This is a genomic window from Bacillus licheniformis DSM 13 = ATCC 14580 (assembly GCF_000011645.1).
In the GTDB taxonomy this organism is placed as follows: Bacteria; Bacillota; Bacilli; order Bacillales; family Bacillaceae; genus Bacillus; species Bacillus licheniformis.
The window spans coordinates 3,001,349-3,017,951 of record NC_006270.3 but is presented as its reverse complement, the minus strand read 5'-3'; the positions used below and the strand labels follow the sequence as shown (position 1 = coordinate 3,017,951).

Here is a 16,603-nt window from a genome sequence, read left to right as displayed (position 1 = left end):
CTATGAAAATGACCTCAAGGAAACTTTCCGATATATTAAAAAAACGTTTGCAAAATGACAGCTGGTCCTTTCATTTCGACAGGGAAAAGGACAGCTTGAGAATCGAAGATAAAAACACTGGAAAAGGCATTACACTCGAGCTCCCGGGGATCATCGCGAAATGGGAGCAGAAAAAAGATGATGCGATTGACGAAGTCGTCTATTATACTGAGGAAGCGCTCAACGCCATGAAAGGCCAGTCGCAGGAAATGGAAGGACGGGAAAGCCTGATCTATCCCGTCATCCGCTCAACTTCCTTTCCCGAGAAGTCCAGCGCAGGCGTTCCCTTGGTTTTTGACGGCCACACGGCTGAAACACGAATTTACTATGCGCTCGACCTTGGCAACACATACCGTCTGATCGACGAAAAAATGCTTGAAAAAGAGGGCTGGACAAAAGAAAGGATTCGGGAAACAGCTTCCTTTAACCTTCGCTCGCTCCAGACCGTTGTAAAAGAAGACGAAGTCGCAGGCAATCACTTCTACTTTTTCAGAGCGAATGACGGCTATGACGCCAGCAGGGTGTTGAACGAATCGATTCTCGCAGAGTATGAGAAAAACGCGGAAGGGACCCTCGCCGTGTCAATTCCGCACCAGGATGTGCTGATTATTGCCGACATCCGCAATAATGCCGGATACGATATACTCGGGCAAATGTCGATGAGCTTTTTTGCAAACGGCACAGTGCCGATCACTGCGCTTTCTTTCCTGTATGAGGATGGAAAGCTTGAACCGATCTTTATTCTGGCTAAAAACCGCCCTAAAAAGAAATGATAGAAAGGAATTTTTCTCATGAACGCATTTTATAATCCAGAAGGCGTAGGCGATACGCTGCTCATCTCATTGAACGATATTCCACGTGAAGAGATCGCTTTTGAGCGGTACGGAGACGTCGTGAAAATTTTTCATAAAGACACAAAGGAAACAGCAGGCTATAACATTTTTAATGCCTCCTCATATTTGAGCATTGAGGAAAGCGGAGCTATTGCGCTTTCCGAATCCTTTGTCCAGGATGTGAATGAAATTCTGGTCCGCAACGGTTTGAAAGACGAGCTGACCGTCGACCTTTCTCCGAAGTTTGTGGTCGGATATGTTGAAGAAAAAGAAAAGCATCCGAATGCCGATAAATTAAGTGTTTGCAAAGTGAATGTAGGGAGCGAGACGCTGCAAATCGTCTGCGGAGCTCCCAATGTTGAAGCCGGCCAAAAAGTCGTCGTTGCCAAAGTCGGCGCCGTGATGCCTAGCGGTATGATCATTAAAGATGCGGAACTTCGCGGAGTGGCGTCAAGCGGCATGATTTGTTCTGCCAAGGAGCTGAATCTCCCAGACGCGCCGAAGGAAAAAGGCATTCTTGTTCTTGACGACGGCCGTAAAGCAGGAGAAGCCTTTACATTTTAACGGCATAAAATGAACAAAACTTTCGAATAGATGTAAAAAGAAGCCGCTGGGTAGACAAACTTGGCGGCTTTTTTATTCGGAGGGCGGACGCTTGGAGAAGGACTTGTCCTTTTCTGGGTGGGGAAGCAGTGGTATACTTAAAACCGTCCCCGAAAAATTTAAGGGAGTTAGAGAGTGATGATTCATGAGCTGGTTTAATAAAATGTTCAGCCTGTTTTTAGGCGATGATGAAGATAATGAAAAACAAAAAAAGCACATAGACGAATTTGAGGCGGATTCATCTTCAGAGGACGAAGAGATGCCGCAAATAACCGACGCAAAAGTCGTATATGAATATCCAAAAGGGAAATTCCGCTTTCCGGTTATACCTGATCAAAACACGCGGCCGCGGGAAAAGGACGACAGCCGCGAACAAAGGACCCGCCGCCCGGCGAGCCGATATTCAGCTTCTCAGCCGAAACCCGGCAATTCATATCATTATGAAGAGAAAGCGGCGGCGAAAAAACCTTTTAGGCCGTCCGTCATCCCATCACCGGTTTACGGCTTTCATGAGCAGAAAAGAGCCAAGCCGGAAAATCATACATATCGTGCAAAAAAACAAACTGAAGCGCGTGTCACGCTGTTTAACGAAGAAATTGAAAAAGAGCAGAAGTCTGCAGAACATAAGCAGCCGGTACGAGAAGAAGCTTCCGTGCAAACTGAAAAGAACGGCCGTCCGCTGATCAAAAGCGAGAGCCGCAATCCTGCATTGCGCGCCGAATTCGAAGATGTCCCGCAGGCATCCACGGAGATTCCAAAAGAAACGGAAATCCGTCCAGAGCGAATGACAGAAGGCGCGGGACTCGCAGAGGAAAAAGCGCTGCGGCATGAATCCGAACGAACAGAAGCACCTGTGTCAGTGCATATTCCGGAAGAAACGGAAGTCCGTCCAGAGCGAATGACAGAAGGCGCGGGACTCGCAGAGGAAAAAGCGCTGCGAAATGAAGCTGTAGAAGAGACCGCCTCCGCATCACAAAACATAACGGAGGAAGACGCAATCCCCGCTGAGCAAACACCGGAACAAATCGAAAAGCTTTTGGATAAGATTGAGGAAACCGGAGAAGAGATGGTACTGGCAGAGGACGCAGAAGCCGCCACGGAAGAACAAGGGAAGACTTACGGTTCGGGCAAAACGCATCCCGACCCGGAAGCTTCAGTTCCGGAAGAGCCGCACACTCATGGCCGCGCCTCTGAAATAACCGTCCAGAGCGATGAATCTTCCCATAGGACAGATTCAAACACCCCGGCTGACGCTCTTGAAGAAACAAGCGGAAGCCGCCAGACTGGCTGGAGACAAGAGCAGGCGTCATGTTCACCGGAAACGGCAGCGCCAAGCGCGGGTGAACCCGAAAGCAGGCAAGAGAACCGGGAGACTACAAGGATAAACGAGGATCGGCCGGAAGCTCCGCGGAAGCGGGAAGCAGGAGCCGCTCCGGGATCGAAGAAAGGCTCTGTTCCGTTTAATGTCATGATGTTTGCCTCAGATAAACAAAAAGAAAAAGCGCCTCAAGGGTATCAGTTCCCGAATATGTCTTTGCTTGATGTGCCGCCGGCGCAAAAGCAGGATGATCAGGACTGGATACACGAGCAGCGGGAGCTGTTGGACGTCACGCTTGAGAACTTCAATGTTAAAGCAAATGTCGTTCATGTCACCCAAGGGCCTTCTGTGACAAGATTTGAAGTTCATCCTGAACCCGGAGTGAAAGTCAACAAAATTACAAATCTGTCAGATGATATTAAACTCAGCCTGTCAGCGAAAGATATTCGGATCGAGGCACCGATCCCGGGAAAAAATACGATCGGAATTGAAGTGCCGAATCTGCACAGCAAAATGGTTTATTTACGCGAAATGATCAGAAGTTCGGAATTTAGAACGAATCCGTCTCCTCTGACAGCAGCTCTCGGACTCGACATATCCGGAAAGCCCGTCGTGGCTGATCTGAAAAAAATGCCCCACGGTTTGATTGCCGGGGCTACGGGATCAGGAAAAAGCGTATGCATCAACACGATCTTAGTAAGCCTGCTGTTTAAAGCGTCGCCTAGGGATGTAAAGCTTCTGCTTATCGATCCTAAGATGGTGGAGCTTGCTCCGTATAATAATATTCCTCATCTCGTCAGTCCTGTCATCACAGATGCAAAAGCGGCAACCGCCGCATTAAAATGGGTTGTCGAGGAAATGGAACGGCGCTATGAATTATTTGCTCATTCCGGTGTTCGGGAAATTGAGCGTTTTAATGAAAAAGTCCGGGAACAGAACATGGGTGAAAAACTTCCTTATCTTGTTGTCGTGATTGATGAACTTGCCGATTTAATGATGGTCGCTCCGAATGAAGTGGAAGAGAGCATCTGCCGAATCGCACAAAAAGCAAGAGCGTGCGGCATCCATCTTCTGATTGCGACGCAGCGGCCTTCAGTTGATGTCATTACCGGCTTGATTAAAGCCAATATCCCAACAAGAATAGCGTTTTCTGTTTCAAGCGCTGTCGATTCAAGAACAATTATCGATATGGCGGGAGCTGAAAAGCTTCTTGGAAAAGGGGATATGCTGTTCTTGGAGAATGGTTCAGGCAAACCGGTCCGCCTGCAAGGCAACTTTGTGTCCGACCGGGAGATTGATCGTGTCGTTTCACATGTCAGACGGCAGCAGGAGCCGAACTATTTATTTGAACAGGAACAATTGGTCAGACAAAATCCGGCCGGATTTGACCACGATGAACTGTTTCTTGAAGCGTGCGAATTTGCCGTGGAACAAAACAGCGCCAGCACTTCAAGCCTGCAGCGGCGCTTCCGCATCGGCTATAACAGAGCTGCCAGATTAATCGATATGATGGAAAGGGAAGGCATGATTTCTGAAGCGAAAGGGAGCAAGCCGAGAGAAGTCCTGATTACAAAGGCTGATCTGGAACAGTTAATAGAAAGTAGTTCACTTTTCGGCTAAACATGGTATGATAGCTGATGGGCGTGTTTTTTTAGAGCGCCGTATATTAAAGCGCCGCCAGCGGCGTTTTAATCCGTTTTTAAGAGCACTTCCGTGAAAGGGGTCAAAAAAATCCTTTCCGCAGGAGGTTTATTCGCTCTTGAAAATGCCTGATACTGAATATAATTATGACTTTGAAGAAAACGATGCGGCCGGGCTTTAGGTTGCAAATTGAAATAAGCGTCATATACTGGGAAGCAGATAGACGTTTGTTGGAGGTACTATTATGACTGTTTATCATTTTGTCGGAATAAAAGGGACAGGTATGAGTCCGCTTGCCCAAATTCTCCATGATAATGGATATAATGTCCAAGGATCGGATATCGAAAAGTACATTTTTACACAAACCGCTTTAGAGGAGAGAAATATCCCGATTTATCCGTTTGATCCGGAAAATATCAAGCCGGGAATGACTGTTATTGCCGGAAATGCTTTTCCCGACACTCATCCCGAAATTGAAAAAGCGCAAGCTGAAGGCCTGCCAGTCGTGCGGTATCATAAATTTCTCGGCGATTATCTGAAGAAGTTTACGAGCATTGCCGTAACAGGGGCACACGGCAAAACGTCAACGACGGGCCTTTTGTCACATGTCATCAAAAAAGCAAAACCGACTTCTTATCTGATTGGAGACGGAACTGGAAAAGGCTGCGAAAACAGCGAGTACTTTGTGCTTGAAGCCTGTGAATACAGAAGGCATTTTCTGAGCTATCAGCCCGATTATGCAATCATGACAAATATTGATTTTGATCATCCCGATTATTTCGCGAATATCGATGATGTATTTGATGCATTTCAGACGATGGCATTACAGGTGAACAAGGGAATTATCGCATGCGGTGACGACGAGTATTTGATGAAAATCCATGCGAACGTTCCAGTCGTATACTACGGCTTTGCCGAGGAAAACGATTTTCAGGCGAGAAATGTCATCAAAAATACTGAGGGCACAACGTTCGATGTTTTCGTCAGGAACACATTCTACGACACTTTCTATATACCGGCATACGGCAGCCATAACGTTCTGAACGCTTTGGCCGTCATCGCCCTCTGCCATTATGAACAGGTCGATGTCGACATCATTAAAGAAGGATTGCAAACCTTTGGCGGCGTTAAACGCAGATTTAACGAAAAACATGCCGGCAGCCAAGTGCTGATTGACGATTATGCCCACCATCCGACTGAAATCACGGTGACGATTGAAGCAGCCAGACAGAAGTATCCGGAACGGGACATTGTTGCAGTATTTCAACCGCATACATTTACGCGCACGCAGTCATTCCTGAATGAGTTTGCCGAAAGCCTCAAGAAAGCCGATTATGTATATCTTTGCGATATATTCGGATCTGCCCGGGAAAACGCAGGAAAGCTGACGATCGGTGATTTGCAGGAGAAAATTCCGCAGGCGAAGCTGATCGATGAAAATGACACATCAATTTTAAAGGAGCATGAAAATGCGGTGTTAATTTTCATGGGCGCAGGTGACATTCAAAAGTATTTAAGAGCATATGAAAATGTATTAGCATAACAAGAAAAAGGCAGTGTGAGTCAATCCGCTGCTTTTTTGTACATATGAAGCGGGAGTTTCTGTTAAAGGAATTCACCCGTGCGTATAGAAAAAGTAAATATAGAGGTTTACGATTTAAACAATTGGGTATACATCAATTGTAAGCCCTTAGCTGAAGGAGGATAAGATGATTATTATTCTGTATTTAAGCGCTGCACTCATCGCTGTTAGCTTTCTTATTTTGGTTATCTATTTATCAAAAACATTAAAATCGCTTCAAGTCACACTTAATCATGTTGCATCAACGCTGGAAGGTGTGGAAGGACAAATGAAAGGCATCACCGCTGAAACAACGGAGCTCCTGAATAAGACGAATCGGCTCGCTGATGATATTCAGGAAAAATCTTTGAAGCTGAATACGGTCGTGGATGCCGTTCAGGAAGTCGGCACATCGGTCAGGCAGTTTAACAACTCCATTCAGCAGGTTTCACAGTCCGTCACATCAGCCGCAGAGCAAAACCGTGAAAAAATTTCTCAAGTTGTCAGCTGGAGCAATGCAGCTTTGGAAATTTGGAATAGATGGAAACAAAAGAAGATGAGGGAGGAATAATAAATGAGTAAAGACGGAATGAATACTAAGGATTTTTTAATCGGCACGTTTGTAGGCGGAATCATCGGGGCGGCTGCAGCTTTATTTTTAGCGCCGAAGTCGGGGAAAGAGCTTCGCGATGACCTTGGAAATCAGGCCGTCGTTTTAAAGGATAAGACCGGAAAGCTCACAAGCGAAGCGAGGGAGAGAGGCTCTGAGTACGTCAGCATCGCCAAAGAGAAGACATCTTCGATTTCACAGCTTGTTGCCGACCAGTCTTCACAGATTATGGATAAAGTCAAAGACTTGCGAAGCAAGGGTGCCGAAAAAGCTGGTGAACTAAAGGAAGAAGCATCGTCTGCAATCGAAGAACAGGCTGAAGAAGCCAAAAATGAAATAGAAGATGAAGCAAGGAAAACAGCAGATACCGCTCAGAAATAACTGTGGAAAGGGAGATCACCGTGTCGAAACAGCTCATTCAAACAGAGGATGAATTTAAAAGGCTTGCAGAAAACAATGATACATTTATCTTTTTGAAACACAGCGTGACATGCCCGATCAGCAGGCGCGCGTTTGAAGAATTCGAATCATTCGCCAATCAGCATGAAGACATACCGGCTTATTATTTAAAAGTGCAGGAAAGCCGCCCGCTGTCAAACTATATCGCTGAGCAATACGGGATTAAGCACGAAAGTCCTCAAGCCTTCATTTTTACAAACGGGAATGTGAAATGGCATGCCTCCCATTCGCAAATTACCGCACAAGCACTTGCGGAAAACAGCAGATAATCCGCTGCTAAAAACGGCCAAGACGTATAGCGTTTTGGCCGTTTTCTATGTTGTTATGATGCTTTTGCCTCATGGAAATGCCTTTTTAGGAAAATGTATCGTTTGATCCATTGGTGTGCGTTATAATTAATAAAACGGGAGGTGATCAGTTGAACACTGAATTAAAGTACATGCTTCAATCCGTTCTAAAAGAAGAATTGAGTCCGATCAATCAGCGCCTTGATGGAATCGACAAGCGCTTAGACAAAATCGACGCACGCTTCGTTGAGATAGACAAGCGCTTCGATGAAGTGGACGCACGCTTCGTTGAAGTAGATAAGCGCTTTAACGCAATCGACAAGCGCTTCAAAGAAATAGACGGGCGCTTAAACAAAGTAGAAAACCGCTTAAACGCAATGGACAAGCGGCTGAATCGGCTTGAAACAGATATAGATGAACTGAAAAGAGGGCAGGAGAGGCTCCCGAAAACGATCATCGAGAACATCGGACAATTTACGGAGAACATTGTCGAACATGCCGATGATAAGGCGGCTGCCTTGAATGACAGGGTTTTTAGCGTCGAAACCGCAATACAGAGAATATACAGGTTATCAAGTTAAAGAATCAAACATGATTCTTTTTTTTATTCTTCCGATAAACACCCGCACAGCAAGGGATAAACTGCATATAATGCTTTATCACTTAAAAGCGTTTGGGTAATAAAGAATTTTTTCGTGACATTTTAAGAAACATTGTTTATAATAAACCCTAATCAATTGAATCATTCTTATTTTCATAGAGGGTGAAGTTAAAAGAAAGGATGGATTACCATGAGCAACACTGAACTTGATTTGCTGAGGCAGCAGGCGAATGAATTAAACTTGCAAATATTAAAGCTGATTAACGAGCGAGGAAGAATCGTTCAGGAGATTGGAAAAGCGAAGGAAGCACAAGGCATCAACCGCTACGATCCTGTCAGAGAAAGAGCGATGCTGAACGAAATTATTGAAAATAACGACGGACCGTTTGAAAACTCGACGATCCAGCATATCTTCAAAGAGATTTTCAAAGCCGGGCTTGAACTGCAGGAAGACGATCACAGCAAAGCGCTGCTCGTTTCCCGCAAGAAAAAGCCTGAAAATACAATCGTTGATCTGAAAGGCGAAAAAATCGGCGACGGAGAACAAAGATTTATCGTCGGTCCGTGTGCGGTTGAAAGCTACGAACAAGTAGCGGAAGTCGCAGCGGCAGCTAAAAAGCAAGGCTTGAAACTGCTTCGCGGCGGAGCTTTCAAACCGCGTACAAGCCCGTACGACTTCCAAGGCCTCGGCGTGGAAGGCCTGCAAATCTTAAAGCGTGTTGCTGATGAGTATGATCTGGCCGTCATCAGTGAGATCGTGAATCCGCAGCATATTGAAGAAGCCATTGATTACATCGATGTCATCCAAATCGGCGCCCGCAACATGCAGAACTTCGAGCTCTTAAAAGCGGCCGGTTCAGTGAAGAAGCCGGTTCTGCTGAAGCGCGGACTTGCCGCAACGCTGAAGGAATTCATCAATGCAGCGGAGTACATCATGTCGCAGGGCAATGATCAAATCATCCTTTGTGAACGCGGAATCAGAACGTATGAAACAGCGACTAGAAATACGCTTGATATCTCAGCTGTGCCGATCCTGAAGCAGGAAACTCACCTTCCTGTATTCGTGGATGTCACTCATTCAACCGGACGCCGCGACCTGCTTCTTCCGACAGCAAAAGCAGCGCTTGCGATCGGAGCTGACGGTGTCATGGCCGAGGTCCATCCTGATCCTTCTGTCGCGCTTTCCGACTCAGCTCAGCAAATGGATATCCCGACATTTGAAAAATGGTTAAATGAACTGAAGCCGCTCGTTCAAGTAAAAGCATAAGATTTGTTTATGGACCGCTCGCGAGCGGTCCTTTTTTTACGTTGTCATCAAAAATTGTCGAAAAAATTTCTTATTTTTAAGTAAAAAGCTGTTTATTCTTATTTAAATTAATTATAAAAATAAAGGGAACGTTTTCATATTAGGTAAAACCGTGTATAATTTCAGAGAGCCCCTTTTGTTTTGGCAGGTTATGAAAAATAATGTAAACTGGTGTTCTGTTTATTTTACATAAAGTTTTACATTTTGACATTTCTCTACATGAAAATGTTTATGCTATAGGAAAAGAAAAGTGTACCCAGTTGAAGGAGTGGTAAAAATGAGTAATGTGACAATATATGATGTAGCACGCGAAGCAAATGTAAGTATGGCAACCGTTTCCCGGGTCGTCAACGGGAATCCGAATGTCAAGCCGACGACGAGAAAGAAGGTGCTTGAAGCGATCGAGCGTCTTGGCTATCGTCCAAACGCCGTGGCAAGAGGGCTGGCAAGCAAAAAGACGACGACTGTCGGCGTGATCATTCCCGATATTTCCAGTATCTTTTATTCAGAGCTGGCGAGGGGAATCGAAGATATCGCAACGATGTACAAGTACAATATTATTTTGAGCAATTCCGACCAGAATATGGACAAAGAACTTCATCTTTTGAATACGATGCTAGGAAAGCAAGTTGACGGTATCGTCTTTATGAGCGGAAATGTGACTGAAGAGCATGTGGAGGAATTTAAGCGATCGCCAGTTCCGATCGTGCTTGCGGCATCTGTTGAAGAAAAAGGGGAAACGCCGTCGGTTGCGATCGATTATGAACAGGCGATTTATGATGCGGCAACCATGCTGATTGAGAAAGGCCATAAGCGCCTTGCGTTCGTCTCAGGACCTATGGCTGAACCGGTTAATCAAGCGAAAAAACTGCAAGGCTTTAAAAGAGCGCTTGGGGATAAGGGGCTGCAATTTAAGGAAGAGTATGTTGTAGAAGGCGATTATACGTACGATTCAGGAATGGAAGCGCTGGAGGCTTTAATGAAGCTGGATGAAAAACCGACAGCCGTCCTGTCAGCGACAGACGAAATGGCGCTCGGCGTTATTCACGCAGCACAGGATAAAGGACTGGCTGTTCCGGATGACCTTGAAGTGATCGGTTTTGACAATACAAGGCTTTCATTAATGGTTCGGCCGCAGCTGTCGACTGTCGTCCAGCCTACGTATGATATCGGTGCCGTGGCGATGAGGCTTCTGACAAAGCTGATGAACAAAGAGGAAGTCGAAGAGCATATTGTCCAGCTGCCGCATCGCATTGAACTCAGACAATCAACAAAATGATCATCATTAAATAAACGAGAAAGAAAGCAAGTGTTCACAGCTTTTTTCGTGAATTGCTTGCTTTCTTTTCCTTGAGCTGGAGAGATTATGAAAAAATGAAACGATTTGATTATCTGACACCGGTCGGTTTTATTCTGGGTATTTTCATTTTAGTGCTCGGCGTTGTCTCTGGAGCGGGGCTTTCCGGTTTTTATTCGTTTATCGATTTGACGTCTTTTTTTATTGTGACGGGTGGATTGTGTGCAGCTGTATTCATCAGCTTTTCCCCGAAAGATTTAAAAAGAGCGCCGGCTGTGCTGAAGCAGGTCTTTATTTCGGAGGAAGATGATGTGCGCGAATTGGTCAAAACCTTTGTCAGCCTGTCTGAACAGGCGCGCAAACAAGGAATTTTATCATTGGACGCCAATGTCAATGAAATGAAAGACCCGTTTTTGAAAAAAGGCCTGCTCCTTGCCATCGACGGATGGGATGAGGAGACGATCCGCAATGTGATGAACTCGGAAATTGCCGCGATGGAAGAACGACACAGAAAGGGGAGAAGGATCTTTGAAAAAGCAGGAGAATTTGCGCCTGCATGGGGAATGATCGGAACGCTTGTCGGTCTCGTCATGATGCTCAAAAACCTGAACAAGCCGGAAACGCTCGGTCCGAATATGGCAATCGCCCTTTTGACGACGCTTTACGGATCACTTTTAGCCAACATGCTGTTTATACCGATCGCCGCGAAGCTTGAAGAAAAGACGGAGAATGAAATCTTTAAGAAGCAAGTCATGATCGAAGGCATCATCGGCATCCAATCGGGAAGAAATCCGCGAAATCTTGAAAGTCAGCTTGTCGTTTTCAGTTCAAAAGAAGAATGGACAAAAAAGCGGGCGGACCGCATGAAACAAAAGGACAGGCCTCATGAAGCTTAGACATGAACGAAGGAAGCGCGAGCAGGGCCGCAAATCGCCAAACTGGATCATCACGTTTTCGGATTTGATTACGCTCATCCTCGTGTTCTTTATTTTACTGTTTTCGATGTCGCAAATCGATTTAAACAAATTCAAAGCAGCAGTCGGTTCATTTCAAGACAGGGCCGACGGCAAATCCGCCGCAGAGTTGAAAAAAGACGCGGGCGATCAGAAGGCTGAAAAAACGGCTAAAAGCCAAGATGATTTATTAAAGAAAATCAATGACTATATTGAAAAAAACGAACTGTCAAGTTTGATTGCGGCCAAGCGTGACGAACGGGGCGTCATTCTCGTCCTTCAGGAAGCGGTTTTGTTTGATTCAGGGAAAGCGGATCTGAAAGACCAAGCTCACCCGCTTTTGCATAAAATCGCCGTCCTTCTCAAATCGGTGTCCAACCCGATTCGTGTGGAGGGGCATACGGACAGCCGCCCGATTTCGACTTACCGTTTTCCATCCAATTGGGAGCTTTCTGCAGCAAGGGCGAGCACTGTGATCGGCTACTTTACGTCGAAGGAAAAGCTCGACTCGTCGCGTTTTCTTGCCATCGGTTATGCGGATACAAAACCGGTCAGGGACAACCGCACTGAGAGCCATATGAAGGAAAACAGGCGCGTCGAGATTGTCATCGCAAAACAATAATGAGAAGAAAGCAAGGTCTTGCACAAAAGCAAGGCCTTTTCTGTGTGCCGCAATTTTCATATTAAGTGGTACGCTGGGCAGAGCGAATCGGATAAAGGGCTTTGGCAACGGTTTGTGCGTTTTTTTCCGTTATTTCGGTTTTTCTTGGAATTGGAGGATACAAATCTTCCGGGTCGGACCAGTTGGCAGGAAGCCGGACAGATGCCTGTTTCCCCCATTTTTTCAGCCATTTTTCAGGCATTTTCTCCTCTGGTTCCATCCCTTTCATTTCAAGCCAGATTCTTGCCCATGCCCTCGGTACGACGCGCCAAATGTCGTAGCCGCCTCCGCCGACAGCGATCCATCTTCCGCTGCAATAGGTGTGTGCAAGTTCGTGAGCGAGCTTTGGAATCTCTTCGTAAATCTTCATCGTCGTGCACAAGTGTGTCAGCGGATCGTAGTAATGTGCGTCAGCTCCGTTTTGCGACAAAATGACATCCGGTTTGAAAAACTCGGCTATTTCAGAAACAGCCGTCCGGTAGGAATCAAGAAAAGACTCATCTTCTGTGAAGGCATCGAGCGGGATATTAAAAGCATAGCCGTAGCCTTCGCCATGACCTCTTTCCTGAACCTGCCCCGTTCCCGGGAATAGGTAGCGGCCTGTTTCATGTATCGAGACGGTGCAGACGGAAGGATCATCATAGAACGTAAACTGCACCCCGTCGCCGTGATGGGCGTCTGTATCAATATATAAAACTTTCGCATGATATTTTTTCTGCAAGTAACGTATCACAACTGAACTGTCATTATAGACGCAAAAGCCTGAAGCCCTTCCTCTGAACCCGTGGTGAAGCCCGCCTCCAAGATTGAGGGCGTGTCTAGCTTTGCCCGTCATGACATAGTCTGCAGCCGTCAGCGTTCCGCCTACCAAAAGGGAGGCGGCTTCATGCATCCCGGCAAAAACAGGGGTATCCTCCGTTCCAAGCCCGTAGTTTTCGCTTTCGGCTGCCGGGAGCTTTCCCGCCCCTGCAAGCTGGACGGCCCTGATATAATCGCCCGTGTGAACAAGCTCGAGCTCGGTTTCTGTCGCTGCGCGCGGGGCAATCGTTTCTCCCGGTTCAAATGCGCCGACCGTGTTCAAAAGATCGTATGTTACATAGACTCGCAGCTGATTAAACGGGTGGTCTTGATGAAATTGATAGGTTTGATATGAGGGAGAAAAAATAAATACGCTGTCCTTCATGGCAAATCCCTTTGAACAGCCGGCCAAAGAACCTGATACCCTTTGGATTTTACGTCTTTGATGATAGAGGCGGGATTCATCGTTTGAACGCGAAACACGAGTATTTTCGAATCATCTTCATCACCGGGATATACGAGCACGCTCAATATGGCGATTTGGCGCCTGCTGAAGATGGCGCTGATATCAGCGAGGCTTCGGGCGATATGATCGGTTTTAATTTCGATTTGGGAGCCTGGAAAATGGGCTCCTGTCAGCTGAACGAACGTATGCAGCAAATCGGATTTTGTCACGATGCCGACAAGCTTTCCGTTTTTTACGATCGGGAGGCAGCCGATTTCGTGTTCAAAAAAGACGGCTGATATTTCTTCGGCAAAATCAAGCGGGTGACCGGTGATCACTTCTTTGGACATGATCAGTTCCACCGGCTTTTTTAAATCTTCGTTAGATCTGTTTTGGGCAAAGATACTCGGACTTGCTGTTTTGACGTCCCTGTCCGTGACAATGCCTATGACCGTTCCCCGTTCATTGATGACGGGAAGGTGCTTTATGTGGAATGTTCGCATGCGTTTGATCGCTTCTTCAATCGTATCGGTTCTGGATAGTGTCACAACATCCCGTTTCATGATTTTTTCAACAATCATATTCAGGTCCCCTTTGCTCCCTTAATACATAAAACGATTGTGGAATCTGAGTCTGTCAAAACGCTCGATCGATTCCTGACTGACCTCTTTTCCGATGCGTGCCATTAAACAGTTGGCGGGATGGGAGCTGATTTCCGGATCGTCTGTCGCAAACCAGACAAGTCCTCCGGCATTCATCATCTTCTCCATCATCTTTCTGTATTCCCAAACATCTTTGTTAGTCCCCTTTAGATCCCAATGCCAGTAATATTCAGTCGTGATGATAATATATTTTTCCATCTGCGGATCCATCATGCTGACCGCAAGCAGCGTCTTCCCGACAGAGTGACCTCTGAACGCCGGAATGACTTCGATGGCTCCAAGCTCGATTAAATTTTCCATGTTTCCTTCAGACCATCTTTCAAGCGGGTCTGGATAAACATATGTCACATAGCCGACAATGGTTTGCCGGAAACGGGCGATGATGATTCGTCCTTCGGGAAGCCCTGCGATTTCGATTAATGCTTCATGTTGTTTTTGTGATGGGCGAAAGGCTGTAAGCTCGTCGTGAAATTCATATTCTGCGAGTTTTTCGGGACTGATAGGGCCCTCTATCAGCACAGAGCCTTTCTCGGTCTGCAATTCTTTGGCATGATAAGTTTTGTGATGCTCCACGTATCCACCGCCTTACATCTTAGTTGAAGTCTTTTATACATAACATACCAAAATATTAAGCGTTTTCATAGGAGAGAAGAGTATTTTTTAAAAATTGAGAAAATAAAAAATCTATACTATAATATATTTTGATGATCGAACAAAGGGGGATGGGCATGAAATTGAAAGCGCTGCCAGCAGAAAAGGGAAATTACAACTTGAAAGACTATGATGAAACATACCGGACATTTGACTGGAAGGATGCCGAAAAGCATTTTTCATGGCACAAAACGGGAAAAATCAATGCAGCTTATGAAGCTATCGACCGCCACGCTGAGTCAAATTTGAAAAACAAAGTGGCATTTTACTACAAAGATCCGGTCCGCGAAGAAAAGTACACTTTCAGAGAGATGAAAAATGAAACCAACAAAGCCGGGAATGTCTTAAAGCAGCATGCCGATGTGGGAAAGGGAGACCGTGTGTTTGTTTTTATGCCGAGATCGCCCGAGCTTTATTTTATTCTTCTCGGCGCCATCAAATTGGGAGCGATCGTCGGGCCGTTATTTGAAGCGTTTATGGAAGGTGCCGTCAAAGACAGGCTTGCAAACAGCGGAGCGAAGGTCATCGTGACGACGCCGGAATTGCTTGAACGGGTGCCGGCCGATGAACTTCCGGATCTTGAATCAATCATTGTCGTTGGAGAAGGCGTAAAGGAAGAAGGACCTGTCATTGATTATTACGCGAAAGCGGCGGAAGCAGGCACTGATCTTGAGATTGAATGGGTGGATCAGGAAGACGGGATGCTGCTTCACTATACGTCGGGTTCGACCGGCGCGCCAAAAGGGGTTCTCCACGTCCATAAAGCAATGATCCAGCATTATCAAACAGCCAAATGGGTTCTTGATCTGCATGACGATGACATCTATTGGTGCACCGCTGATCCCGGCTGGGTCACCGGAACGGTTTACGGGATTTTCGGTCCGTGGCTGAATGGAGCTACGAATGTTGTCGTAGGCGGCAGATTCAGTCCTGAGGCATGGTACGAAACGATTGAAAAAATGGAAGTGACGGTATGGTACAGCGCGCCAACGGCTTTCCGGATGCTGATGGGTGCAGGCGACGATCTTGTGAATAAATATAATCTAAGCTCCTTGCGGCATATTTTAAGCGTAGGGGAGCCGTTAAATCCCGAAGTCATCAGGTGGGGGCATAAAGTCTTCGGCAACCGGATTCATGATACTTGGTGGATGACTGAAACAGGATCGCAGCTCATCTGCAATTACCCGTGCATGGAAATTAAACCGGGATCAATGGGCAAGCCGATTCCCGGTGTAGAGGCTGCAATCGTCGACAACCAGGGAAATGAACTGCCTCCTTACAGAATGGGAAATCTCGCCATTAAAAAAGGCTGGCCGTCGATGATGCATTCGATCTGGAACAATCCTGAAAAATATAGCTCCTATTTTATGCCGGGCGATTGGTATGTGTCAGGAGATTCCGCCTACATGGATGAAGACGGGTACTTCTGGTTCCAGGGACGGATCGACGATGTCATCATGACATCGGGCGAACGCGTCGGCCCGTTTGAAGTCGAGAGCAAGCTTGTTGAGCATCAGGCCGTCGCTGAAGCAGGCGTCATCGGCAAACCGGATCCCGTCCGGGGTGAAATTATTAAAGCGTTCATCGCCTTGAGGGACGGTTATGAACCGTCAGATGCGTTAAAAGAAGAAATCAGGCAGTTCGTGAAACAAGGCTTGGCCGCACATGCCGCGCCAAGGGAAATCGAATTTAAAGATAAACTGCCGAAGACAAGAAGCGGAAAGATCATGAGACGCGTCCTGAAAGCATGGGAGCTGAACCTTCCGGCAGGCGATCTCTCATCGATGGAAGACTGATGTCTCATTGACAATGCAAAAATATTATGTTAAAAAAGATTTAGTCGAATATTCAAAAGGTGAAGACTGAGATCAGTAGAAC

At 46.3% G+C, this 16,603-nt stretch carries 16 protein-coding genes and 1 other annotated feature (1 of these 17 only partly in view); of the genes, 13 read left to right on the top strand and 3 right to left on the bottom strand.

All coding sequences use genetic code 11. The features are described 5' to 3' along the window. Positions 1-2: 2 nt before the first annotated feature. The 12 genes from TRNA_RS36995 to motS all read left to right on the top strand — a co-directional run bounded on the left by TRNA_RS36995 (position 3) and on the right by motS (position 12,130). Complete coding sequence (locus TRNA_RS36995; RefSeq protein WP_003184460.1) at positions 3-812, top strand: DUF1444 domain-containing protein; 810 nt, start codon at positions 3-5, stop codon at positions 810-812. An 18-nt stretch (positions 813-830) separates the two neighbouring features. Further along, positions 831-1,436 carry a YtpR family tRNA-binding protein gene (gene ytpR, locus TRNA_RS36990; RefSeq protein WP_003184458.1) on the top strand — a complete coding sequence of 202 codons (606 nt, stop codon included), beginning with the start codon at positions 831-833 and terminating at the stop codon, positions 1,434-1,436. Between the two features lie 184 nt (positions 1,437-1,620). Beyond that, on the top strand, positions 1,621-4,413 hold the full coding sequence (locus tag TRNA_RS36985; protein ID WP_011198200.1) for a DNA translocase FtsK: 2,793 nt from the start codon (positions 1,621-1,623) through the stop codon (positions 4,411-4,413). A gap of 265 nt (positions 4,414-4,678) precedes the next feature. Then, positions 4,679-5,977, top strand: coding sequence for a UDP-N-acetylmuramate--L-alanine ligase (gene murC, locus TRNA_RS36980; protein WP_003184455.1), 1,299 nt, complete (start codon positions 4,679-4,681; stop codon positions 5,975-5,977). Positions 5,978-6,143: 166 nt separating this feature from the next. Next, positions 6,144-6,566, top strand: a complete 423-nt coding sequence (locus tag TRNA_RS36975) for a DUF948 domain-containing protein (RefSeq protein ID WP_003184453.1) — start codon at positions 6,144-6,146, stop codon at positions 6,564-6,566. Positions 6,567-6,569: 3 nt separating this feature from the next. Further along, a complete protein-coding gene (locus tag TRNA_RS36970; RefSeq protein WP_003184452.1) occupies positions 6,570-6,986 on the top strand; it encodes a YtxH domain-containing protein in 417 nt (138 codons plus the stop codon). A 20-nt stretch (positions 6,987-7,006) separates the two neighbouring features. Then, complete coding sequence (ytxJ, locus tag TRNA_RS36965) at positions 7,007-7,333, top strand: bacillithiol system redox-active protein YtxJ (protein WP_003184451.1); 327 nt, start codon at positions 7,007-7,009, stop codon at positions 7,331-7,333. A 149-nt stretch (positions 7,334-7,482) separates the two neighbouring features. Next, on the top strand, positions 7,483-7,932 hold the full coding sequence (locus TRNA_RS36960) for a hypothetical protein (RefSeq protein WP_011198199.1): 450 nt from the start codon (positions 7,483-7,485) through the stop codon (positions 7,930-7,932). 210 nt (positions 7,933-8,142) lie between these two features. After that, positions 8,143-9,219 (top strand): bifunctional 3-deoxy-7-phosphoheptulonate synthase/chorismate mutase, encoded by a 1,077-nt coding sequence (locus tag TRNA_RS36955; RefSeq protein ID WP_003184447.1) that lies wholly within the window; start codon positions 8,143-8,145, stop codon positions 9,217-9,219. Positions 9,220-9,535: 316 nt separating this feature from the next. Further along, a complete protein-coding gene (gene ccpA, locus TRNA_RS36950; RefSeq protein WP_003184445.1) occupies positions 9,536-10,537 on the top strand; it encodes a catabolite control protein A in 1,002 nt (333 codons plus the stop codon). 95 nt (positions 10,538-10,632) lie between these two features. Beyond that, positions 10,633-11,451, top strand: a complete 819-nt coding sequence (gene motP / locus TRNA_RS36945) for a flagellar motor protein MotP (protein ID WP_011198198.1) — start codon at positions 10,633-10,635, stop codon at positions 11,449-11,451. Beyond that, positions 11,441-12,130: a flagellar motor protein MotS gene (gene motS, locus TRNA_RS36940; RefSeq protein WP_003184438.1), complete on the top strand. Its 690-nt coding sequence runs from the start codon at positions 11,441-11,443 to the stop codon at positions 12,128-12,130. Before motP ends, motS begins: the two co-directional genes overlap by 11 nt. Positions 12,131-12,191: 61 nt before the next feature. On the opposite strand, the gene TRNA_RS36935 is transcribed toward motS, so the two are convergent. From TRNA_RS36935 to TRNA_RS36925, 3 genes are read right to left on the bottom strand one after another with little or no spacing between them, the layout of a single operon-like run. Then, on the bottom strand, positions 12,192-13,352 hold the full coding sequence (locus TRNA_RS36935) for an acetoin utilization protein AcuC (RefSeq protein WP_011198197.1): 1,161 nt from the start codon (positions 13,350-13,352) through the stop codon (positions 12,192-12,194). Next, positions 13,349-13,993 (bottom strand): acetoin utilization AcuB family protein, encoded by a 645-nt coding sequence (locus TRNA_RS36930; RefSeq protein ID WP_003184434.1) that lies wholly within the window; start codon positions 13,991-13,993, stop codon positions 13,349-13,351. Before TRNA_RS36930 ends, TRNA_RS36935 begins: the two co-directional genes overlap by 4 nt. A gap of 21 nt (positions 13,994-14,014) precedes the next feature. After that, a complete protein-coding gene (locus TRNA_RS36925; protein ID WP_003184432.1) occupies positions 14,015-14,647 on the bottom strand; it encodes a GNAT family N-acetyltransferase in 633 nt (210 codons plus the stop codon). A gap of 155 nt (positions 14,648-14,802) precedes the next feature. Between TRNA_RS36925 and acsA the strand changes: the two genes are divergently transcribed. Then, on the top strand, positions 14,803-16,521 hold the full coding sequence (gene acsA / locus TRNA_RS36920; RefSeq protein WP_009329382.1) for an acetate--CoA ligase: 1,719 nt from the start codon (positions 14,803-14,805) through the stop codon (positions 16,519-16,521). Between the two features lie 53 nt (positions 16,522-16,574). After that, positions 16,575-16,603: a binding site (T-box leader), on the top strand (it continues 212 nt past the right edge of the window).

Coding starts and splice junctions, on each gene's coding strand:
- TRNA_RS36995 (WP_003184460.1), top strand. CDS start 3: ATGAAAATGACCTCAAGGAAACTTTCCGATATATTAAAAAAACGTTTG.
- ytpR (WP_003184458.1), top strand. CDS start 831: ATGAACGCATTTTATAATCCAGAAGGCGTAGGCGATACGCTGCTCATC.
- TRNA_RS36985 (WP_011198200.1), top strand. CDS start 1,621: ATGAGCTGGTTTAATAAAATGTTCAGCCTGTTTTTAGGCGATGATGAA.
- murC (WP_003184455.1), top strand. CDS start 4,679: ATGACTGTTTATCATTTTGTCGGAATAAAAGGGACAGGTATGAGTCCG.
- TRNA_RS36975 (WP_003184453.1), top strand. CDS start 6,144: ATGATTATTATTCTGTATTTAAGCGCTGCACTCATCGCTGTTAGCTTT.
- TRNA_RS36970 (WP_003184452.1), top strand. CDS start 6,570: ATGAGTAAAGACGGAATGAATACTAAGGATTTTTTAATCGGCACGTTT.
- TRNA_RS36955 (WP_003184447.1), top strand. CDS start 8,143: ATGAGCAACACTGAACTTGATTTGCTGAGGCAGCAGGCGAATGAATTA.
- ccpA (WP_003184445.1), top strand. CDS start 9,536: ATGAGTAATGTGACAATATATGATGTAGCACGCGAAGCAAATGTAAGT.
- motP (WP_011198198.1), top strand. CDS start 10,633: ATGAAACGATTTGATTATCTGACACCGGTCGGTTTTATTCTGGGTATT.
- motS (WP_003184438.1), top strand. CDS start 11,441: ATGAAGCTTAGACATGAACGAAGGAAGCGCGAGCAGGGCCGCAAATCG.
- TRNA_RS36935 (WP_011198197.1), bottom strand. CDS start 13,352: ATGAAGGACAGCGTATTTATTTTTTCTCCCTCATATCAAACCTATCAA.
- TRNA_RS36930 (WP_003184434.1), bottom strand. CDS start 13,993: ATGATTGTTGAAAAAATCATGAAACGGGATGTTGTGACACTATCCAGA.
- acsA (WP_009329382.1), top strand. CDS start 14,803: ATGAAATTGAAAGCGCTGCCAGCAGAAAAGGGAAATTACAACTTGAAA.